The sequence below is a fragment of the Leptospira abararensis genome (genome assembly GCF_016918735.1).
Lineage (GTDB): Bacteria > Spirochaetota > Leptospiria > Leptospirales > Leptospiraceae > Leptospira_A > Leptospira_A abararensis.
This window is the reverse complement of record NZ_JAFFPR010000027.1, coordinates 1-16,529: the sequence shown is the minus strand read 5'-3', so window position 1 is coordinate 16,529 and position 16,529 is coordinate 1. Positions and strand designations below refer to the sequence as shown.

The 16,529-nt window shown below is 35.3% G+C and carries 19 protein-coding genes; all 19 read right to left on the bottom strand.

Features of this window, described 5'->3' with window-relative positions:
• Window positions 1–3: 3 nt before the first annotated feature.
• Window positions 4–1,476 carry a glycosyltransferase gene (locus tag JWG40_RS08270; RefSeq protein ID WP_205285367.1) on the bottom strand — a complete coding sequence of 491 codons (1,473 nt, stop codon included), beginning with the start codon at window positions 1,474–1,476 and terminating at the stop codon, window positions 4–6.
• Between the two features lie 12 nt (window positions 1,477–1,488).
• On the bottom strand, window positions 1,489–1,716 hold the full coding sequence (locus tag JWG40_RS08265) for a hypothetical protein (protein WP_205285366.1): 228 nt from the start codon (window positions 1,714–1,716) through the stop codon (window positions 1,489–1,491).
• A gap of 57 nt (window positions 1,717–1,773) precedes the next feature.
• Complete coding sequence (locus JWG40_RS08260) at window positions 1,774–2,316, bottom strand: class I SAM-dependent methyltransferase (protein WP_205285365.1); 543 nt, start codon at window positions 2,314–2,316, stop codon at window positions 1,774–1,776.
• Window positions 2,317–2,337: 21 nt separating this feature from the next.
• Window positions 2,338–3,090: a glycosyltransferase family protein gene (locus JWG40_RS08255; RefSeq protein ID WP_205285364.1), complete on the bottom strand. Its 753-nt coding sequence runs from the start codon at window positions 3,088–3,090 to the stop codon at window positions 2,338–2,340.
• 367 nt (window positions 3,091–3,457) lie between these two features.
• Window positions 3,458–4,216 carry a class I SAM-dependent DNA methyltransferase gene (locus tag JWG40_RS08250; RefSeq protein WP_205285363.1) on the bottom strand — a complete coding sequence of 253 codons (759 nt, stop codon included), beginning with the start codon at window positions 4,214–4,216 and terminating at the stop codon, window positions 3,458–3,460.
• On the bottom strand, window positions 4,213–5,343 hold the full coding sequence (locus JWG40_RS08245) for a DegT/DnrJ/EryC1/StrS family aminotransferase (protein ID WP_205285362.1): 1,131 nt from the start codon (window positions 5,341–5,343) through the stop codon (window positions 4,213–4,215). The genes JWG40_RS08250 and JWG40_RS08245 overlap by 4 nt, the downstream gene beginning before the upstream one ends.
• Complete coding sequence (locus JWG40_RS08240; protein ID WP_205285361.1) at window positions 5,343–5,768, bottom strand: cupin domain-containing protein; 426 nt, start codon at window positions 5,766–5,768, stop codon at window positions 5,343–5,345. The genes JWG40_RS08245 and JWG40_RS08240 overlap by 1 nt, the downstream gene beginning before the upstream one ends.
• Before the next feature lie 4 nt (window positions 5,769–5,772).
• Window positions 5,773–6,807, bottom strand: coding sequence for a glycosyltransferase family 2 protein (locus tag JWG40_RS08235; protein ID WP_205285360.1), 1,035 nt, complete (start codon window positions 6,805–6,807; stop codon window positions 5,773–5,775).
• A 2-nt stretch (window positions 6,808–6,809) separates the two neighbouring features.
• On the bottom strand, window positions 6,810–7,676 hold the full coding sequence (locus JWG40_RS08230; RefSeq protein WP_205285359.1) for an SDR family oxidoreductase: 867 nt from the start codon (window positions 7,674–7,676) through the stop codon (window positions 6,810–6,812).
• Window positions 7,677–7,723: 47 nt separating this feature from the next.
• Window positions 7,724–9,598: a hypothetical protein gene (locus tag JWG40_RS08225; RefSeq protein WP_205285358.1), complete on the bottom strand. Its 1,875-nt coding sequence runs from the start codon at window positions 9,596–9,598 to the stop codon at window positions 7,724–7,726.
• A 55-nt stretch (window positions 9,599–9,653) separates the two neighbouring features.
• Window positions 9,654–10,493, bottom strand: coding sequence for a 6-hydroxymethylpterin diphosphokinase MptE-like protein (locus JWG40_RS08220; protein ID WP_205285357.1), 840 nt, complete (start codon window positions 10,491–10,493; stop codon window positions 9,654–9,656).
• Window positions 10,490–11,254: an HpcH/HpaI aldolase family protein gene (locus JWG40_RS08215; protein WP_205285356.1), complete on the bottom strand. Its 765-nt coding sequence runs from the start codon at window positions 11,252–11,254 to the stop codon at window positions 10,490–10,492. The genes JWG40_RS08220 and JWG40_RS08215 overlap by 4 nt, the downstream gene beginning before the upstream one ends.
• Before the next feature lies 1 nt (window position 11,255).
• A complete protein-coding gene (locus tag JWG40_RS08210) occupies window positions 11,256–12,020 on the bottom strand; it encodes a 3-deoxy-manno-octulosonate cytidylyltransferase (protein ID WP_205285355.1) in 765 nt (254 codons plus the stop codon).
• A 6-nt stretch (window positions 12,021–12,026) separates the two neighbouring features.
• Window positions 12,027–12,842: a hypothetical protein gene (locus JWG40_RS08205; RefSeq protein ID WP_205285354.1), complete on the bottom strand. Its 816-nt coding sequence runs from the start codon at window positions 12,840–12,842 to the stop codon at window positions 12,027–12,029.
• 4 nt (window positions 12,843–12,846) lie between these two features.
• Entirely contained in the window at window positions 12,847–13,605 is a 759-nt protein-coding gene (locus JWG40_RS08200) for an HAD family hydrolase (RefSeq protein WP_205285353.1), read from the bottom strand.
• Window positions 13,595–14,365 carry a fumarylacetoacetate hydrolase family protein gene (locus tag JWG40_RS08195; RefSeq protein ID WP_205285352.1) on the bottom strand — a complete coding sequence of 257 codons (771 nt, stop codon included), beginning with the start codon at window positions 14,363–14,365 and terminating at the stop codon, window positions 13,595–13,597. The genes JWG40_RS08200 and JWG40_RS08195 overlap by 11 nt, the downstream gene beginning before the upstream one ends.
• Window positions 14,365–15,237: an NAD-dependent epimerase/dehydratase family protein gene (locus JWG40_RS08190; RefSeq protein ID WP_205285351.1), complete on the bottom strand. Its 873-nt coding sequence runs from the start codon at window positions 15,235–15,237 to the stop codon at window positions 14,365–14,367. Before JWG40_RS08190 ends, JWG40_RS08195 begins: the two co-directional genes overlap by 1 nt.
• A 1-nt stretch (window position 15,238) precedes the next feature.
• The gene (pgl, locus tag JWG40_RS08185; protein ID WP_205285350.1) at window positions 15,239–15,949 is read right to left on the bottom strand and encodes a 6-phosphogluconolactonase; all 711 of its coding nucleotides are present in this window, start codon (window positions 15,947–15,949) and stop codon (window positions 15,239–15,241) included.
• A 33-nt stretch (window positions 15,950–15,982) separates the two neighbouring features.
• A partial coding sequence (locus tag JWG40_RS08180; protein WP_205285349.1) for an SDR family oxidoreductase occupies window positions 15,983–16,529 on the bottom strand: 547 nt, incomplete at its 5' end.

The following is a 16,529-nucleotide window of genomic DNA, read 5'->3' as shown; positions in this document are numbered from 1 at the left end:
AACCTAACTAAGTCTAAAAAATAGATGAAATCTTTTGTTTAAAAAAAAGAATGTTTTGGCGAGGAAATCATTTTTAAGCAAAAGATTAAGCAATCTTCTTCGATATGTAAAACTATCGATATACTTTTTGTAAACAAGATTAAATTTCAACTTCAAATCCCTTTGTCTTTTCTTTAGCTGTTCTTTTGCATTTGTATCCAAAATTCGATTATTACTCTTTAACAAAACCATCTCAAAAAAATCTCGATATAAATTTGCTTGTTTCTTCATTGAAAAACTAGATCTTGCGAATTCTGATGCTACCGCACCGACATTCATTAATAGAAGATTGTTTTGCCATAAAAATAATATCTGCTTAGCTAAATCTTCAGCAGAAATAGATTCAGTTAAAAAGCCATTCTTGTTATGAGTTATCATTTCAGTCAGGCCACCAACAGGAAAACCTAGAACTGGAGTCCCCGAAGCCATTGATTCCAATAGGGTATTAGGTAAATTATCTTCAAGAGATGGAATCAAAAACAGATCTAACATCTTATATATAGATATTAATGTTTGATCATCAGAAAATGAACCAATATGTTGCGCATAATTATCCAATTCAGCATCTCGATGACTATAGTTTCCAAAAAAAAGGACAGCTATTTTCTTCGATTTGTAGGCATCGTTCCATTCTCTATTTTTCGAAAGAATTTTTAACGCTTCTAAGAGGTATACAAATCCTTTTCTTTTTTCACCAATAGAATCAGCACCAAAACCAATCAGAAAACAATCCTCTGGATAGCCAAATTGAGCTCTTGCTTCCGATCGATTGTTATTAGTAAACCAATCAGACTCAATTGAATTTGGGATAACTCGAAAGGTCGTTCCCTTAAAAAAAGAACTTTGCGAAGCTTTTTCTGCTAACCAACGACTGGGAGAAACTAAGCTTATTTCCGAAGAAAAATTGAGAGTTTTTTCCGAATGGATTAGCTCTGGCAGTGCAGCTATATTTGAATTTACTTGCGGACAAAATTTACAATCATTTAGGTAGCCATCACAACCGGAAGTATAATGACATCCTCCCGTGTAAGCCCATTCGTCGTGTAAAGTCCATACGATTTTTTTGCCTAATTTTAATAGTTTTCCAATATCTTTTATTGAAACAAAGTAACTTACCCAATGAAGGTTTACAATATCGGCATCCTGAATGAAAGGATGATTAACCAAATTACTGATACTATCAGTATAGGAAAAGAGAGTATTCGATAAAGGCGTTCTATTTTCGTTAATCAAGTCTTGTAAGAATGGATAACTTTTTCTTGAAAAAAAATTGTTCTTAAATTTAGATATCTCACCCTTCGGTGAACTATAATTAGATTTGTTTAAACATAATATTCGCGACTGAATCCCTATAGCTAACAGCGCCTGATGTAAACGATACATAGCTCTAGCTGCGCCACCAGCTTTATCGTTCGTTCCAACTAAAGTAACCTTCATAATTCGGAATGTTTACTTACCTTTTATAGCTTCAATAAATAAAGAATCGGGTTTTCTTGTTTTACCAAACTCATCAATATCAAATAAATAAGAATTGAATTGCGGAATTGAAGATTTATCGGCTCTGCATATCTTAACATTTGCAAGCCTGTGTTTTTCAAGAAGAGCGGTTAACGAAACAGAGTCATACATCCAATAGTGAACTTCACCGCCTAAACGAAACTTATTAATTTCAGCCATTTCTAGTGAATATCCAAGTAACCTGAATATAAAATCTATAATAATTCATTGAATTGATCAGATTAAAGTCTTCAAACGGATCAGTGGCGTAACTACTGGATTCGTTTGTGTTCTGGACTTTAGATAGTTCTGAAATTCATCCCCTAACCTCTGGTAAATAAAATCTGATTCAGGAATAGGTTCTTTGTCCCACCATTTAATCGTTTCACCTCCAGATGCATTACGTTGCACCTGATCCAACATTTCGAAAACCATCCAATTTTCTCTGATGGCATGAGAAGAATGACCACTTTTAACATTGTCTAATTCGGCGAGATAAACCTTCACTATTTGTTCCAAATCTGGCACAACCAAGCGTATGTACCGCCAACTTCCAGGACTCGGTTGATTTCTTCTAAAAATCTGGACACTCCCGCCCGGAGTAAAATGTTCGAGTACATGCGATGAATATACAACAGAAGCCTCTTCATCCGTGATTGGAATACCTTCTCTAAGATTGGCGGCAACTACTTCCTTACACCCGGAATTAAAGTCGATATTCATCCAATCCTTATGAAATCGCGACCCACATCCCAAGTTTAATAGTTTTTTATTACCCATATCTTTATTTAACTTCGAAATTCACAACTCACAATATGTAGAAAGAAATTGATCGTAACTTCTCTCAAATTCATTTTTAATATAAAAATTATGGCATAAACCTATCATAGATCTATCTCCAATATTCTTCAAAAGAATAGGAAGTTCATTTGGCTCCTTTAAAAGAAATCCATTTTTATGTTCTTTAACAAATGTCCTGGCCCCCGGAAGCTCATTGATAAGAACAGGTATACCCGCCTTTGCTGAATCATATAGTTTTCCTGCAGAATACAGGGCGTATTTCAAATTTAAATCGTCAGGTCTAAAATTGACAAAACAAAGATCAACAGATGAGAATATATCAAATTTATCTTTATTATCTACTAATTCATGACTCAAAAATAGTTTATCGGGATATTTCTTTTGTGTTTCTTCCACTTTTTCTCTTGTTGCGGAAGTAGGAATCCAACCATGAATGACTGCAACCCAATTCTCTGGAAGAAACGGGATTAAGTCTAAAAAGGAATCCGAACCCATAAATGATTCAATCGTTCCAGTCATTAGCAGTATTTTAGAATTAGCAGGAATATTTAAAGCCTTGTGAAAAAAATTCTTTCGAATACTTATCACCTGACCGGATGTTGAATTTGGAATAAAACTAACTACTTTTTTATATTTCAAAATAGCTCTTAAAATTTTTCCGCGACCCCTATCTTGCGAAAGGACAATGTCTGTAAATGGGACAATTGACTTTTCTAGAAGGAATGATTTATTTTTATGGTCGGAAATTTCCAAGGAATGATAGATTCGATTCTTACGATTTCCAAATAATAACCATGCAAAACTTAAATACAATCCACCTGGATCAAAGGAGATCGAAAGATCGTATTTAGAAACTAAGGATTTATATTTCCAATAAAAAACAAAGCTAAACAGTATCTTCTTTATATTACTTAATAGAGTTTTTGTATCACCAAGAGAAATAAATTTATAATTATCGTCAGAAATATCTAAACTCTTATGACCATGACGATCTACACCTGGATGGATGATTCCAAAGTGAATTACCTTCCATTTTTTCCGTAGAAAATAATTAACAGTTTCAATAAGAGGGGTAGAAATGTTGAGCCAGGGATATGCTGTAAAAATTATTATCTTCATTTTATCTTTTACGAGTAATACAAGTTACTCCCCACGTATTTTCCGTTGGCTCTCCTCCCGTAATCCATTCTTCAAATTTAGTTTCCCGAGTGTCAAAACCAGATATTTCTAAAAAATACATCAACTCTGGAAGAAAAAAATATCGCATTGGGTGGTTCTCATATATCCTCGTTTCTGTTTTTTGGAGAATATCCTGGATAATTACCTCGTAATTTACCGTCACAAGATTTTTTTGATAATTTTGAACTGGTTCTGCAATTCGTGTAACAGAATGCTTATCGTTTTTCATGCGCTTAATTTTTGTAGAAGGTTTTATATTCAAAACCGCTGGTCCGTACCAAAAATCAAACAAGAAAGTGGAACCTGATTTTAGATGTCTGTGTGCTGTCTGTAAAAAATTGACAAAGTCTTCATTTACTACCTGATAGCTTGCAACATGAAATAATGATACAACCGCATCAAAAACTTGGCTTGCACTATAAGTGCGTACATCACCAACTTCAAAAGTTACGTTTGGATTAATTAAACGTAACTTTCCTTGATTAACCATCTCTTCCGACATATCAACGCCCGTATAACGATCAATTTTTTTAATGAAAAATTCCGCATGTTTACCAGTTCCTGAGCCTAATTCTAATAAGGATGAAATCCGAGTAGGTTCTTTTGATAACGCATTTAATACATAATCGCTTTCTGTTTTGTAATCTTTATCTTTATATAATAAATCGTAATACGCTGAATAATCAGAAAATAAACTCATAACCGTTTCGCTCCATAAATAACTTCACATATTCTCCTAATCTGACTCTTTCTTAAAGTGCTTGAGGAAGGAAGATAGAGACCATTTTTACTTAAATCTTCTGTTACAGAATACTCTCCTTCCAATGCACATCCGAAGTCTTTTAAAGACTTTTGGGTATGCATACCATTAAAAAGTTTTCTGGAATCAATCCCCTCTTTCCTTAAAATACCCATTAATTCATCACGATTTCTACCATATACCTCAGGATCAATTTTGATCGCATTCATCCAATGTACATGTTTATAGATGGATTCATCCCAAACCTGAGTTGATATACCTTGAATGTCCCCTAACATTTCCTGATAAATTCTGAAGTTATTAATTCGCATTTCAGTGTATTGTTCAGCTTTTTCTAATTGAGCGAGTCCAACTGCCGCATGCAAATTAGATATTCTATAATTAAATCCAATATCAGCATGATTGTATTCTCTAGCACCTTCCAAAGGGAAACAAAGATTCTTGAAATACCTAGACTTAGTAGCTAACTCAGAATCGTTAGTTACTACCATCCCTCCTTCTCCAGTAGTTAGGTTTTTATTTGCAAAAAAACTAAAGGTGGCAAGATGACTTAAGGAACCTGATTTTTTACCCTTATATTCAGCTCCATGCGCTTCGGCAGCATCTTCAATGACATATAAATTATATTTTTTTGCAATTGCCGATATAGGATCCATATCACAAATTAAACCCATTATATGCACAGGAATGATTGCTTTTGTTTTGGTGGTAATCTTTTCCTCGATCTTTTCTACAGAAATATTCCAAGACTTTGGATCTGCTTCTACGAAAACAGGTGTTGCACCAGTATAACAAACTGCAAATGCGGTAGCTATCATGGTAAAGTTAGGTATAATGACTTCGTCACCTTTACCTATCCCTAGGGCAACTAAAGCAAGATGGATCGCAACCGTTCCATTACAGACACCAATACCGTGTTCTACTCCGCAATATTGCGCAAACTGAGTTTCAAATTCAGACACATATTTTCCTGCAGAGGAAATCCAGCCAGATTCCACTGCATCGAGAAGATACTTTTTTTCATTTCCCAGAAGCGCTGGTTCACAAACAGGAATAAAATTTTCCACTATTTTACGCTCGGAATAAATGGTTTTGCGTTAAATCTTGTTTTGTCACCTTCACCTGCATATGGGCCTTGTTTTACTTCAATCATCTCAGTATCCTCCAACATACAAAATCCATGACCACCATAAGCAAGTAAAACAACGTCGCCTTGTTCAAGAATACGACTTTCAACATATACTTGTTCGTCTGTAAAAAAATCAATCCTCACCCTACCAGACTTAATAAACAAAACTTCCTTTGTGTATTCGACGCTTCTTGTCACTGGGTTATGTACATGTGGCTGAATTAGGTAATCTTTTGGTCGATTCATATAAGCTAGCTGTTGCGAAAATTCAGGTGGCGTAAAAAACTCAATACCATCTTTTTTATAATTGGTGCGAAGTATCATCGCAAGAAGTTTGCCGTCGTGGTGAAGTTGTTCTAACATGTTGTTATACCATCAAAAAGAATTTATCAAAAAAACGAATTGGATTTGGATCAGGCACTTGTTTGCCGATAAAATCATCTTCTAAAACCCAAGCTCTTACCTTTATATCATCCCGAAACGATCTCTGATGAAAAAGAAATCCTTTCAGTTTTGCCTGTTCAGAGATTAAATCAATGGAGAGATCCCCTCCGAAAAATTTCTTCTTTAAAATTCGAAGCGAAATAAAAATCAATTTTAAATAGGATTTCTGTAAGGATCTTACTTTTTTGCTTTTCCGCAAAGATGTGAAAGAATCAGAGATACCTTGGAAAAAAAGGCGTTTTTGCACATATTTTATATCAAAACGATCAGCCTGGATCTCATGTAAAATTTTCAAACCTGGATGGTAAACGGCGGAAATATTTTTTTCAGCCGCCTTCCAAGAGAGCCCAGATTCGCCGTCTCCCTGGAAGGCTTTCCATTTAGGAGGAGATAAATCAGGATGAAAACCACCTAACTCAAACAGTAAATTCTTTCTTATGGCAAAATTTAATGCCCAGGCATAACCTGGATCAATGTTTAAAGTATTGTCACCCAAATTGATTAAACTAAACCACCCATTAATTCTGGAGCCTGGAATATTCGGATCTGTGGACCACATCTTCTCATACCAAGAAGGAAAATCTTTAGATAAATAATCTGGTTCACATGGACCAGTTGCCATTTTATTTTCCTGATTCGAAAAAATATCTTTGATAGATTTTACATGTGTATCTGAGACTTGAACATCATCTTCAATATAAACTAAAATTTCGCCTTGGGCTTCTTTAGCACCTGTATGGCGAGAGGGCATAACGCCAGGAGAAAAATCGGTAAACAAACGAACCTTCGGATTCGTCTTTGACACCTCTCCTACAAGATCTCTTGTATTATCTTTGGAACCACCATCAACCACGATAATTTCAACTGCATCAGAAGGCGAAATTTGGTTCAAAATAGAATGAATTGTTTTTAAAACCTTTTCCCCTCGATTAAAAGTAGTAATGATATAACTGATCATATTTAAACCTTTGACTTTTTTACGAGAAGGTCTAAACCTTCTTCCAAACTGTGGGTATAAATGCTCAATTCCTGATTTAGTTTATCAGGACATAAGGATAAGTCCGGTAAAAATGCTAAGCCAGATTGCGCGATACTAACAGGCTTCAATTTCGGCTTAAAAATACCCAATGATGCTGCAATTTTCTCAATCATTTGGTACCGTGAAACCTTGTCTTTTCCAACAATATGGATAACTCCATTAAAATTTAAATCCAAAAGTTTTATAGTAATCTCATACAAATCATCCAAAAGAGTTGGAGTAAAAAATGAATCGGTCAAAGCTTCAATTTCAATACCTTCTTTTAAAGAGGTAACAGCCCATTGGTAAAATTTTCCGTTCTGACCATACAATGCACCGGAACGAATGATTATATGTTCAATTCCTGAAGACTGAATCATTGTTTCAGACTCAAGTTTCATCTTTCCGTATTCAGAAGAGGGAAATGTTTGATCATCTTCTTTGTAATTACCGCGGTGACCGTCGAAAACATAATCCGTAGAAAGATAAACAAATTTAGTATCGTATTGTTTGCATAAACTTACCAAAAAAGAAGTTGCGAGAACATTAATCTTTCTTGCTTCGTCAGGTGACTTCTCACAAAAATTTACGTCCTTATTCCCTGCAATATGGATTAAGATTTTGGGTCTATATTGCGAAAAAAAAAGTTTTAATTCTTCTAATTTTGTCAGATCAATCGGATAAATCTGATTAGTTTTTGTTCTAGAAGTAAATACAGCATTCTGGCTTTCTAATTTATTTCTAAAAAAAGAACCAACAAACCCCGTAGCGCCCGTTAGCATATACTTTACCCTTTGCAAATTATCCAATTAGTAACTCACTTATAAAATTAATTTAGAAACAAAAAAATGCAAATCTACCGAAAAAAATAAGCTTTCATACGAAAATAGATTCTTGAACATAATTTTACAAAAAAAGGAACAGCTATTTCTTCTTGCATTGAATCCATGCTATAAAGTTGCTTTCGGATAAAGGAAAAAAAGGAAGTATCCCAGTCTTTATCAGTCCATGCAAATTTCCTTAAGAGGGACTTACGTATTTCTTGGATTTCCGAAGAACTCCACCATTGCAAAATATCTTCTTTCGATAACCTTAGTTTACTCTCAAAACGAAGTGCCTCTATATTATACATTCCAACTTCGATTAATGAATTCACAATTTCTAACCAATCTTTATTATAGTTTTCAATTTCGAAAAAATCATTAAAAATTAAAATCGGCTTATTAACTATCAATCTTTCAAAAAAAGACGTACCAAATGAATTCGAAATAATTAAATCACTATTAAACAGTAATTTTTCTCCAGCCATTCCTTCGAACTTTATATCAGTAGAGGAAACTATATCCCGATCAAGCTGGTATTTTAGATTATATCCTTGTTCATAGGAATATTCTGATACAACGATCTCTTTTCTAGTGAGAGAATTGGTAAGCTTTAGAATTCTATTTAATAGATCTAAATTATCCTTTAAAAAAAATGGCATTGCCACTCGTAAAAACCTTCCAACACGATTATAAGTTGTATTGAAGATGATGCCAATTTGCATAGGCTCATTATTGCCATTTTTTATGCTACCTTCCCGATCAAGTAACGATGACAAATGTGGACTCGGTAGAGGGATTGTCGGAAGGGAAGAATCAGTATCAGTCCAACCCCAGGTCAGAAAACCATCGCTAGCATTCCGTTCCGTCCATTCCTGAGTACCTGCTGTATACATTCCATAGGCAGTTCCATGTTGAATCCCAAAACTAAGACCTCCATTTTCGCGACTTTCTGCATCCATGATTGTAGCGCCTGGTAAACCAATATTTAACACTCGAATATTACTTTTTGCAGGCAGTCTCATATCAAAAAACTGCAAAGGCAAAAAAGTTTCTATGTTTGTATTAAAAAATATCTCAAAGGAATTAGAGTAATTCAAAGCGAATTTTGCTTTGAAGGCTGATAACAATCTTTTCTTTTTGGAATTACAAAAAAGAGGCCTTCCCGCATAGTAAGCTGCAAATTTTTGCAAATCTGAATTTAAATCATTTTCGATTGTTTTACTTTTAATTCCGGTTCCAAAAAAGGCTGAAACAGAATTTGTTTGGAAAGAAACATAATAAGGAAATATATTTCCTCGATTCATCTCTAATCGTTTTTTTTCCATTCCAGTGACAAGTTGATAATAGTCTTTGTCATTTTTGAAGTTCGGTAACTGTATATCATGAATAAAAATGCAGTTAGCCTCAACCTTCTTCCTTAAATCGGAATGAAGAAGTATGAATGATGATAATGCCCAATCAACGGTAGGTATAAAATTTACATTTAGGTTTAATAACCTGCTTGAGTGAAACGTAAGAAACTGCTTACAATTTTCAATTAATTCAACTTTCACCTTACCTTCAATTGAACTTAGCTGTAAATATCTCGCATAAACCAACTCCAACACATCTCTAATATCAGGTAAAAGTAATGTTTGCCAAAACTTTTTAGTTTTTTTAATGGAATAGTATTCATCAAAGAGATCTGCAAGCAAATCAACAATTGTATATGTCAGCTGATTTAAATATTGAAATTCTTTATTGAACTCCTCAACCGTGAGCTTAAAGTTTAAGAAAGAAGAGTCAGGCAAGTCTCTAAATTTGCAATCCTCCCTATCTAAAAATGCGGATGGGAATAAGTATAGATTATTTGGGTTATCTGTTTCAACCTTTTCGTATTGTTTCGGATTTAGAAATAGAGTTTTCATAAAGAATACGGACTAACGAAATAGAACTTAAAATCTCAAGTTATTATGCAGAAAATTAACGAAAATTAGCCTTCGTTTGCATATCTTCTATGGAAACTCTCGGGAAAACTTCTAACTTTCCACCTCTCGTCGCATTGATGACTTCAATTCCAAGATTGTCCAGGATTCCTTTTGCAAAATGCAGAATTCTAACCATATAATCGAAATGCTGTTTGGTCACTAAATACTGTTTCTCACCTTTTTGAAAATAATTAGGAACAAAATGTGGAGAATCTCCTTTTAAAACAGAAAAACCCTCTTTATCTGGATCAGCTTCATCGAAATTCCAACTAAAATCTATACCTAATAGATATATTCTTTTAAAACCCATAAACGCCGCTAGTTGAAGACAAATATAAAGTACAGTTTGTCCGCAAAACAAATACGGAACTGGCTCAAGAAAAAAATCCATACCGGTAAATTCTGTGGCGATTCTATTTATATAAATAGTTTTGTCGTCTTTTTTAATCCCAGGTATATTCATGAGAAATTTTATCAGATCTTTTTGTTCATTAACCGTATCAAGGATTGTCTCTAGAACCGGGATATCCTCGCATACATAAAAATCCGGACGCCAATCCGTTTGTGGGTAGATTAGATGAATCTTATTGACGCCAAAGGAAATAATTTTTTGTTCCTTAAGCCAAGTTAGATCGTTAGCAATAAGACTAGGTCCATTTCCAACAATAAAACAATCTAACCCCTTATACTTATCTTTAAACCGATAGTATTTATTATCATTAGCGATATAGGAAAGCTGATAATTGGCCAGAATTTTTCTGATAAGAAATAAAAACTGCAAAAAGGCATTACTAATCGTTCGAAAAGCATAACGGAAAATGCCAAATAAATTCATTTTGACTGAAATGCTAAAACTGATTCTTTATAAAATGAACTTAGCGCAAAACTATCAGCAACAAATGCAATAAAATTAAAGCCCATTTCCTTGTACAACTTTGCAGTTTGAATATCTCTTACAAATGTTCCTGCTGTTTTGCCTGAATTTAAAATCACTTTCAAACAACTTTCAAGCTGTTTAATGACATCTGGATGCTCTAATTGACCGGGTAAACCTACTGACTGTGAAATATCATACATCCCGAGGTAAACACAATCAATTCCTTCCACTTTAACAATCTCGGTTAAATTATTAATGCCTTCCTGCCCTTCTACCAAAATTCCAACAAAAGTAGATTCTCCATGCTTTTTCATCGAGGCAGCTAATCCAACGTGAGTGTATTCATGGCAACGCGTGTACGGACTAAGTCCTCTTTTCCCATAAGGAAAATATCTCGCTGCATCAACAATCGCTCGAGCCTTCTCAACTTTTGATACATGGGGAACAAGTATTCCTTCGCATCCAGTTTCAAGAGCATGCAAAATTGTATTCTCTTGATCATCACCGACCCTTACTATGGGATGACAATTGTGAAGGATTGCAGTTTTTACCATTTCTTCGCATGTTTCCAATGAAATTGATCCATGTTCGAGGTCGATGACAATAAAATCTAAACCCGTTCGAGCAATTACATCCACCGTAAAAGAAGAGGGAAGCATACACCATGTACCAAATACTTCTTTACCTAGTTTTAATTTTTCTAAAATATTAAAGCTCATATTATTGACCTGAATATAGGGGGAAAATGGGATCAGACTTCATCAACTCTTCTACTTTCAATCTATCTTCGTTTGTATCAACTGATTTAGATATAAAGTGAGAGGGAACCATTCTAACTTTATATCCGTGCTGTATTGCACGATTCATCTCAATTGATTCCTGCAGTTCCAGAGGAGTGGGCTTTAGTGTATGATTGAAAGATTTCATAAAGTGCCATTTAAATGGCATGATACAAACTTGTTTCCACCAATCAGCGCGAACTTCTTCGTGATCAATTGATGGAATTGGTGCTCTAGACATATAAAGAGCGTTCATTGACAAATCTGTAACCACTTTAATCTCTGCTGGATCCAGCCACTCATCTTTATTTATCTTTGCACATAAATTAGAAACAAAAATATCCTTTTCTTCAATTAGAGGCCTAATGGCAAGGTCAATCATATCTGGATGTACCAAAGGTTCATCTCCTTGTACGACAACCACAATATCTTCATCTTCTAGGCCCAATTCTTCAGCAGCTGTCGCAACACGGAGGCCCGGTCTCTGGATATTTCTGTCAGTCATAATGACTCGACCATTAAAACGATTCACCTCTTTCTCTATTTCTTCATCGCAAGCCGCAACGAAAAGTTCCGTTGCATACTTACTTAAAGAACACCTACGATAACAATGTTCTAACATTGTTTTTCCAAGAATATTCGACAAAGGTTTTCCAGGAAAACGAGAAGAACCCATACGGGCTGGGATACCAACGACAATTCTCATTCGAAACTACCTATTCACTCGCCAAGCATCAAACCTATGCTCGAGGTTGTGTTTTTCTTCTAAACCTAACTTATTCATAGCTACTCTATCAAATTCAAAATAATCAAAAAAAACATCAGAATTATATGTCTGCTTATAGCTATCTTCAATTTTCGAAACTTTTTCGAAATTGTTTTTTAGGTAGTTTTCTGTTTCAAGATAAAAAGGTAAACACTTGTTATCTGTAGGTTCTGTAATAGGCGATAGCCCCATTTTTTTTCTTAGCATATTTACAAAGGAATAATTATAACTTCGTTTGTCATAATAAGCGTCATCTAAAGCAACGAAGAACTCAGTATTGGCAACCGATACGAATGCCTGAATTTCTCCATAGAGATGATCCCATGTATGCCAACTATCGAAAAAACCAAAATCCGCCTTCAGACCTAATTCTTGCAAACATTCAATGCCTACATTTTTATCTGTACTGTTAAACGGAATAAATGTCCAAACTTTATGAATATCAATACCTAACGGTTTACAAATTGCATCAGAAATAATACTTCGCAAATATGCACCTTTACTTCCATTCGTATCCCAACTAAACAAACGGGCATCGTTTAACGCGCAGTATATAAAGAAAACCAATGATGATGCACCAGAACCAGTCTCTACGAGTACTTTCGGTTTAGTTTTTGCTTCTGTCAGAATTTTCCAGATTGCTAAACATTCGCTATCGGGAGTTCCATTTAACCATCTTGGCAACAATCGTTTGCAAAATAGTATAAAATTCTCCGGATTTTTTAATATTTCCTCTTTTGATCCATAGTAAAAATCGTACATTTTTTTATCCTTTATTTATAATTAAATTCAACTGTTCAAAATTTCTAACAATAGGTATTCTCGCAATCTTGGCTTGCTCCAAATATTCGGGAATTGGATTCGACCAAGCAGTCAGGTACACTTCGAATCCATTCGAAAATGATTCAAAAAGATGGGTAACATTATCGTCAAAGAAGATTAACTTCTCTTTTGTCGTATCAGAGAGCAAAAGAATTTTCTCTAAAGCATCTAATTTACTTACAATTTTGGCTTCATCTACAATTTTAGAATCTTCAACATTAACCGAATAGTAATCTAAAATCATTCGAATGGAAAGAAAATCTTTTAAAGTGGCAATATACAATCTATTTTGTAAATTTAAGTCCCTTAGCAGATTTATCACTTCTGGATAGACTGAGTGTAGGAGAACCCAATCCGTTGGATGTGCAGCTCTAAAAATTTGCCTTTCAGACAAAAAAAGAATTTTGAATTTTTGAATATTCTCTCGATTGTTAGCCAACAAAAGTTCATAATCATTCTGATTAGCGATTGTAATTTTCTCATCGAGTATTTTATTTAGAATGAAATATTCACCAGCTCCCCTGACTCTTGGCCGTAACTTTCTGAAATTCAAAATTTCTTCTTCGGTAAAATCAACTACTTGCCTTCTCTGCAAATTTCGACCATTCCATTTTTGCCAGGTGTTCCAAGAAGTAATCATACATTCATCTGTACTGTCGCAAACCACTCCATCAAAATCAAAAACAAAAATCTTATCCTTCATTTCGATTCTTAAAAGAAATTTTTAATTCCCCTAGTCCATCAATGCTACTCACAAAAATATCATTTTCTTCTAGATAAATTCGACTCCGAACTCGGTTTGGTGCTCCAGTGAGTATTACATCACCAGGTTCTAGTGTCATCCAAGATGTCAACCAAACCAGTAGTTCCTTCTCCAACCATAAACGATCCGATAAACGGCCTTCACGCAACAAAATACTATTATGAAATCCTTTGATTTGTTGTTCTTTAGGTTCAAAATCGGTATCAATATAAGGACCCAATGCGCAAAAGCTATCAGCTGCTTTCGATTTCGCTAAGTGGTGGTCACGGCCATCCAGATTTTCGGCGGTGATATCGTTACCTATTGTGTAACCAAAAATATGGTCACTCGCATTATCGGGTGTAAGCTGACTGGATTCGGCTCCGATGACAATAGCCAACTCACACTCTCCCCAAACGTTAGTTTTCGAATATGGATTTAAGACAGTACCATTATGACCAACAATTTTCGAAGTAGACTTAAGAAAAACAAGAGGTTCTGAATTCTCTTCCCCTTTGGCAACACCTGGATAATTCAAAGCAACCCCGATGATTTTATTAGGCGAACAAGGATTCAAAATTTGAACCGTGTGATCATATTTTATTTTATGTAGATCAGAATATGTAGCAAGCCAAGGTGCCTTATCAATTATGACAATTTCATCATCTTCCAATCGGCCGTAACATATCTTTTGATTGTGAAGAAATCGAATGTATTTCATTATCTCTGTTTCTTACCCTTCACATCTTCGATCAACTGCAACAGCCCCTGCCCCAAGTCAACATGCATGGGTGGAATGTATTTTCTACCCAACTTAGGTTGATACGCATAAGGAGTCCGAACATAATGTCCCACCTGATCACCTTCTAAAAATTCAACAGAATCTGGACGCCCCAAAATTTCCGCCAACATTTTCAGTAACTCAATGACCTTCATAGGCTCTTGTCCCGTTAAAACTACACTTTGGTTCCTGAATTCATCCCCCATAGCAACAGCACTTGCCTTTGCTGCATCTTCAACGTGAATGTATTCCCTTTGGCTATCAGCGCTACCTTCGTAACTAATCTTCCCTGTTTCTAGCGCGGATTTTACGATTCGATACAAACCATTCGATTCATCAGACCTTGGACCGTAGAGTGATCCGTATCGCAATATCGTATAATCAAGATTAAATGACTTTTGATATTCTTCTATATAACTTTCTGATGCCTGTTTACTACATCGATAAAAGCCGCCTTCACGACTAAAAACATAAACAGTACTTGCATATATAAATCTTTTTACTTTATGCCTTCGACAGGCTTCCAAAATATAGGAATTCCCCAAGACATTGATCCTAATGGAATCGACTGGTTTATCCAAGGCTTGGTTTAAATCCGCTAGGGCTGCAAAATTATAAACTACGTCAAAACCTTCCACCGCAGCCGTAACAAATTTTTCATCCAATAGATCGCCTATAACCATTGTTTGGTCAGGTCGCAACCATAAGGACGAATTTCTATCAAATATAGTAACTTCATGTCCTGCATCACTCAAAGCATCAGCAACATGAGAACCTAGAAAACCTGAACCGCCAAATACTAATACTTTCATCTTATTCCATACAAAAAAATATTTGAGAACTTTTTCTTCCTTTCACTTTTGTTGCCGGGAGATTTTTGCCTTCCATTACCTGATCGGCAATTTTCTTTTTCGTCGGTCCGGTCACAAGAAAAATCACATGTTCGGATCGATTGATACACTGCAATGATAGGCTCACTCGATTTGCAGGAGGTTTAGGCGAATTATAAACAGGAAGAATATTTGGTGAAGAATCACTTTCCCCAATATCGAATCCAGGAAATAAACTAGCTATATGCCCATCCTCACCTATTCCTAAAAAGGAAATTGTATAATTCGAAATACTCTTTACTTTATCTTCAAAATAATTTGCAACATAGGTTGGATCACCCTCTGGTAGAGAATGAAAGATTGCACTTTTGAGAATAGAGTCTCCCAAGGCCTTTTTAATCTCTGTTTCGGAACGAGCTGGATCATTCTTCGAAACACAACGTTCATCAGCTAACCAAAAGTGCATTCGCTGCCAAGGCAGTTCCAATGTAGAAAATCTACGGTATATGGGTAGTGGAGTATTTCCGCCAGAAAGAATTATGTGAAAAGGAGAGTCTGAAGGGAGTGAAATCTTCTCTTGAATCATTTTAGAGAAAAATTGAAGTGTTTCGGAAATCCATTCTTCCTTAGTTTCGAAAGAATAAAAAGAAATCTTATTTTCGGAACGATTACTATCTGGATTATTTTCAATCATGTAAGGATTGTAAAGTTTATTGATAACAAACCTCTACCACACACTTCGGCCACCGTCAGCAGAAACGATAGATCCATTCATGTAACTTGCACTATCACTTAACAAAAATAAAACTAATCCCTTATATTCATCTTTCTTTGCCATACGTCCTAATGGAATCCGAGAAGTAACTTCTTTCAAGAATTCTGGATTTTGATTATTCTCTACCCCGCCTGGGCAAATGGCATTGCAACGAACGTTTTTGTCAGCCCAATAGGTTGCAAGATACCGAGTCAAACCGATGAGTCCCGCTTTAACCACTGAGTAGGTTACAGGTTTTACTGGTTGTAACTCTTCGGGAAGCCCTGCTTTTCTGTAGAGCCTTTGGTCAGGTGCAATCAAACCAAGATCAGAAGATATATTTAATATAGTCCCACCCGCTGGATTTTGAGAGATTAAGAAACCATAATGTTTTGCGCAAAGAAAAGAACCCGATAATCCTACAGCAAGATCTGAATTCCAAACAGCGGTTGGAAAATTTTCTAAACGAGAGAACGCTTTCTCCGAAGAATCCTCTACCTTAGGATTATTTGCAGCATTG

Coding starts and splice junctions, on each gene's coding strand:
- JWG40_RS08250 (WP_205285363.1), bottom strand. CDS start 4,216: ATGAGTTTATTTTCTGATTATTCAGCGTATTACGATTTATTATATAAA.
- JWG40_RS08225 (WP_205285358.1), bottom strand. CDS start 9,598: ATGAAAACTCTATTTCTAAATCCGAAACAATACGAAAAGGTTGAAACA.
- pgl (WP_205285350.1), bottom strand. CDS start 15,949: ATGATTGAAAATAATCCAGATAGTAATCGTTCCGAAAATAAGATTTCT.
- JWG40_RS08205 (WP_205285354.1), bottom strand. CDS start 12,842: ATGTACGATTTTTACTATGGATCAAAAGAGGAAATATTAAAAAATCCG.
- JWG40_RS08260 (WP_205285365.1), bottom strand. CDS start 2,316: ATGGGTAATAAAAAACTATTAAACTTGGGATGTGGGTCGCGATTTCAT.
- JWG40_RS08220 (WP_205285357.1), bottom strand. CDS start 10,493: ATGAATTTATTTGGCATTTTCCGTTATGCTTTTCGAACGATTAGTAAT.
- JWG40_RS08195 (WP_205285352.1), bottom strand. CDS start 14,365: ATGAAATACATTCGATTTCTTCACAATCAAAAGATATGTTACGGCCGA.
- JWG40_RS08270 (WP_205285367.1), bottom strand. CDS start 1,476: ATGAAGGTTACTTTAGTTGGAACGAACGATAAAGCTGGTGGCGCAGCT.
- JWG40_RS08235 (WP_205285360.1), bottom strand. CDS start 6,807: ATGATCAGTTATATCATTACTACTTTTAATCGAGGGGAAAAGGTTTTA.
- JWG40_RS08240 (WP_205285361.1), bottom strand. CDS start 5,768: ATGTTAGAACAACTTCACCACGACGGCAAACTTCTTGCGATGATACTT.
- JWG40_RS08190 (WP_205285351.1), bottom strand. CDS start 15,237: ATGAAAGTATTAGTATTTGGCGGTTCAGGTTTTCTAGGTTCTCATGTT.
- JWG40_RS08210 (WP_205285355.1), bottom strand. CDS start 12,020: ATGAGAATTGTCGTTGGTATCCCAGCCCGTATGGGTTCTTCTCGTTTT.
- JWG40_RS08215 (WP_205285356.1), bottom strand. CDS start 11,254: ATGAGCTTTAATATTTTAGAAAAATTAAAACTAGGTAAAGAAGTATTT.
- JWG40_RS08265 (WP_205285366.1), bottom strand. CDS start 1,716: ATGGCTGAAATTAATAAGTTTCGTTTAGGCGGTGAAGTTCACTATTGG.
- JWG40_RS08200 (WP_205285353.1), bottom strand. CDS start 13,605: ATGAAGGATAAGATTTTTGTTTTTGATTTTGATGGAGTGGTTTGCGAC.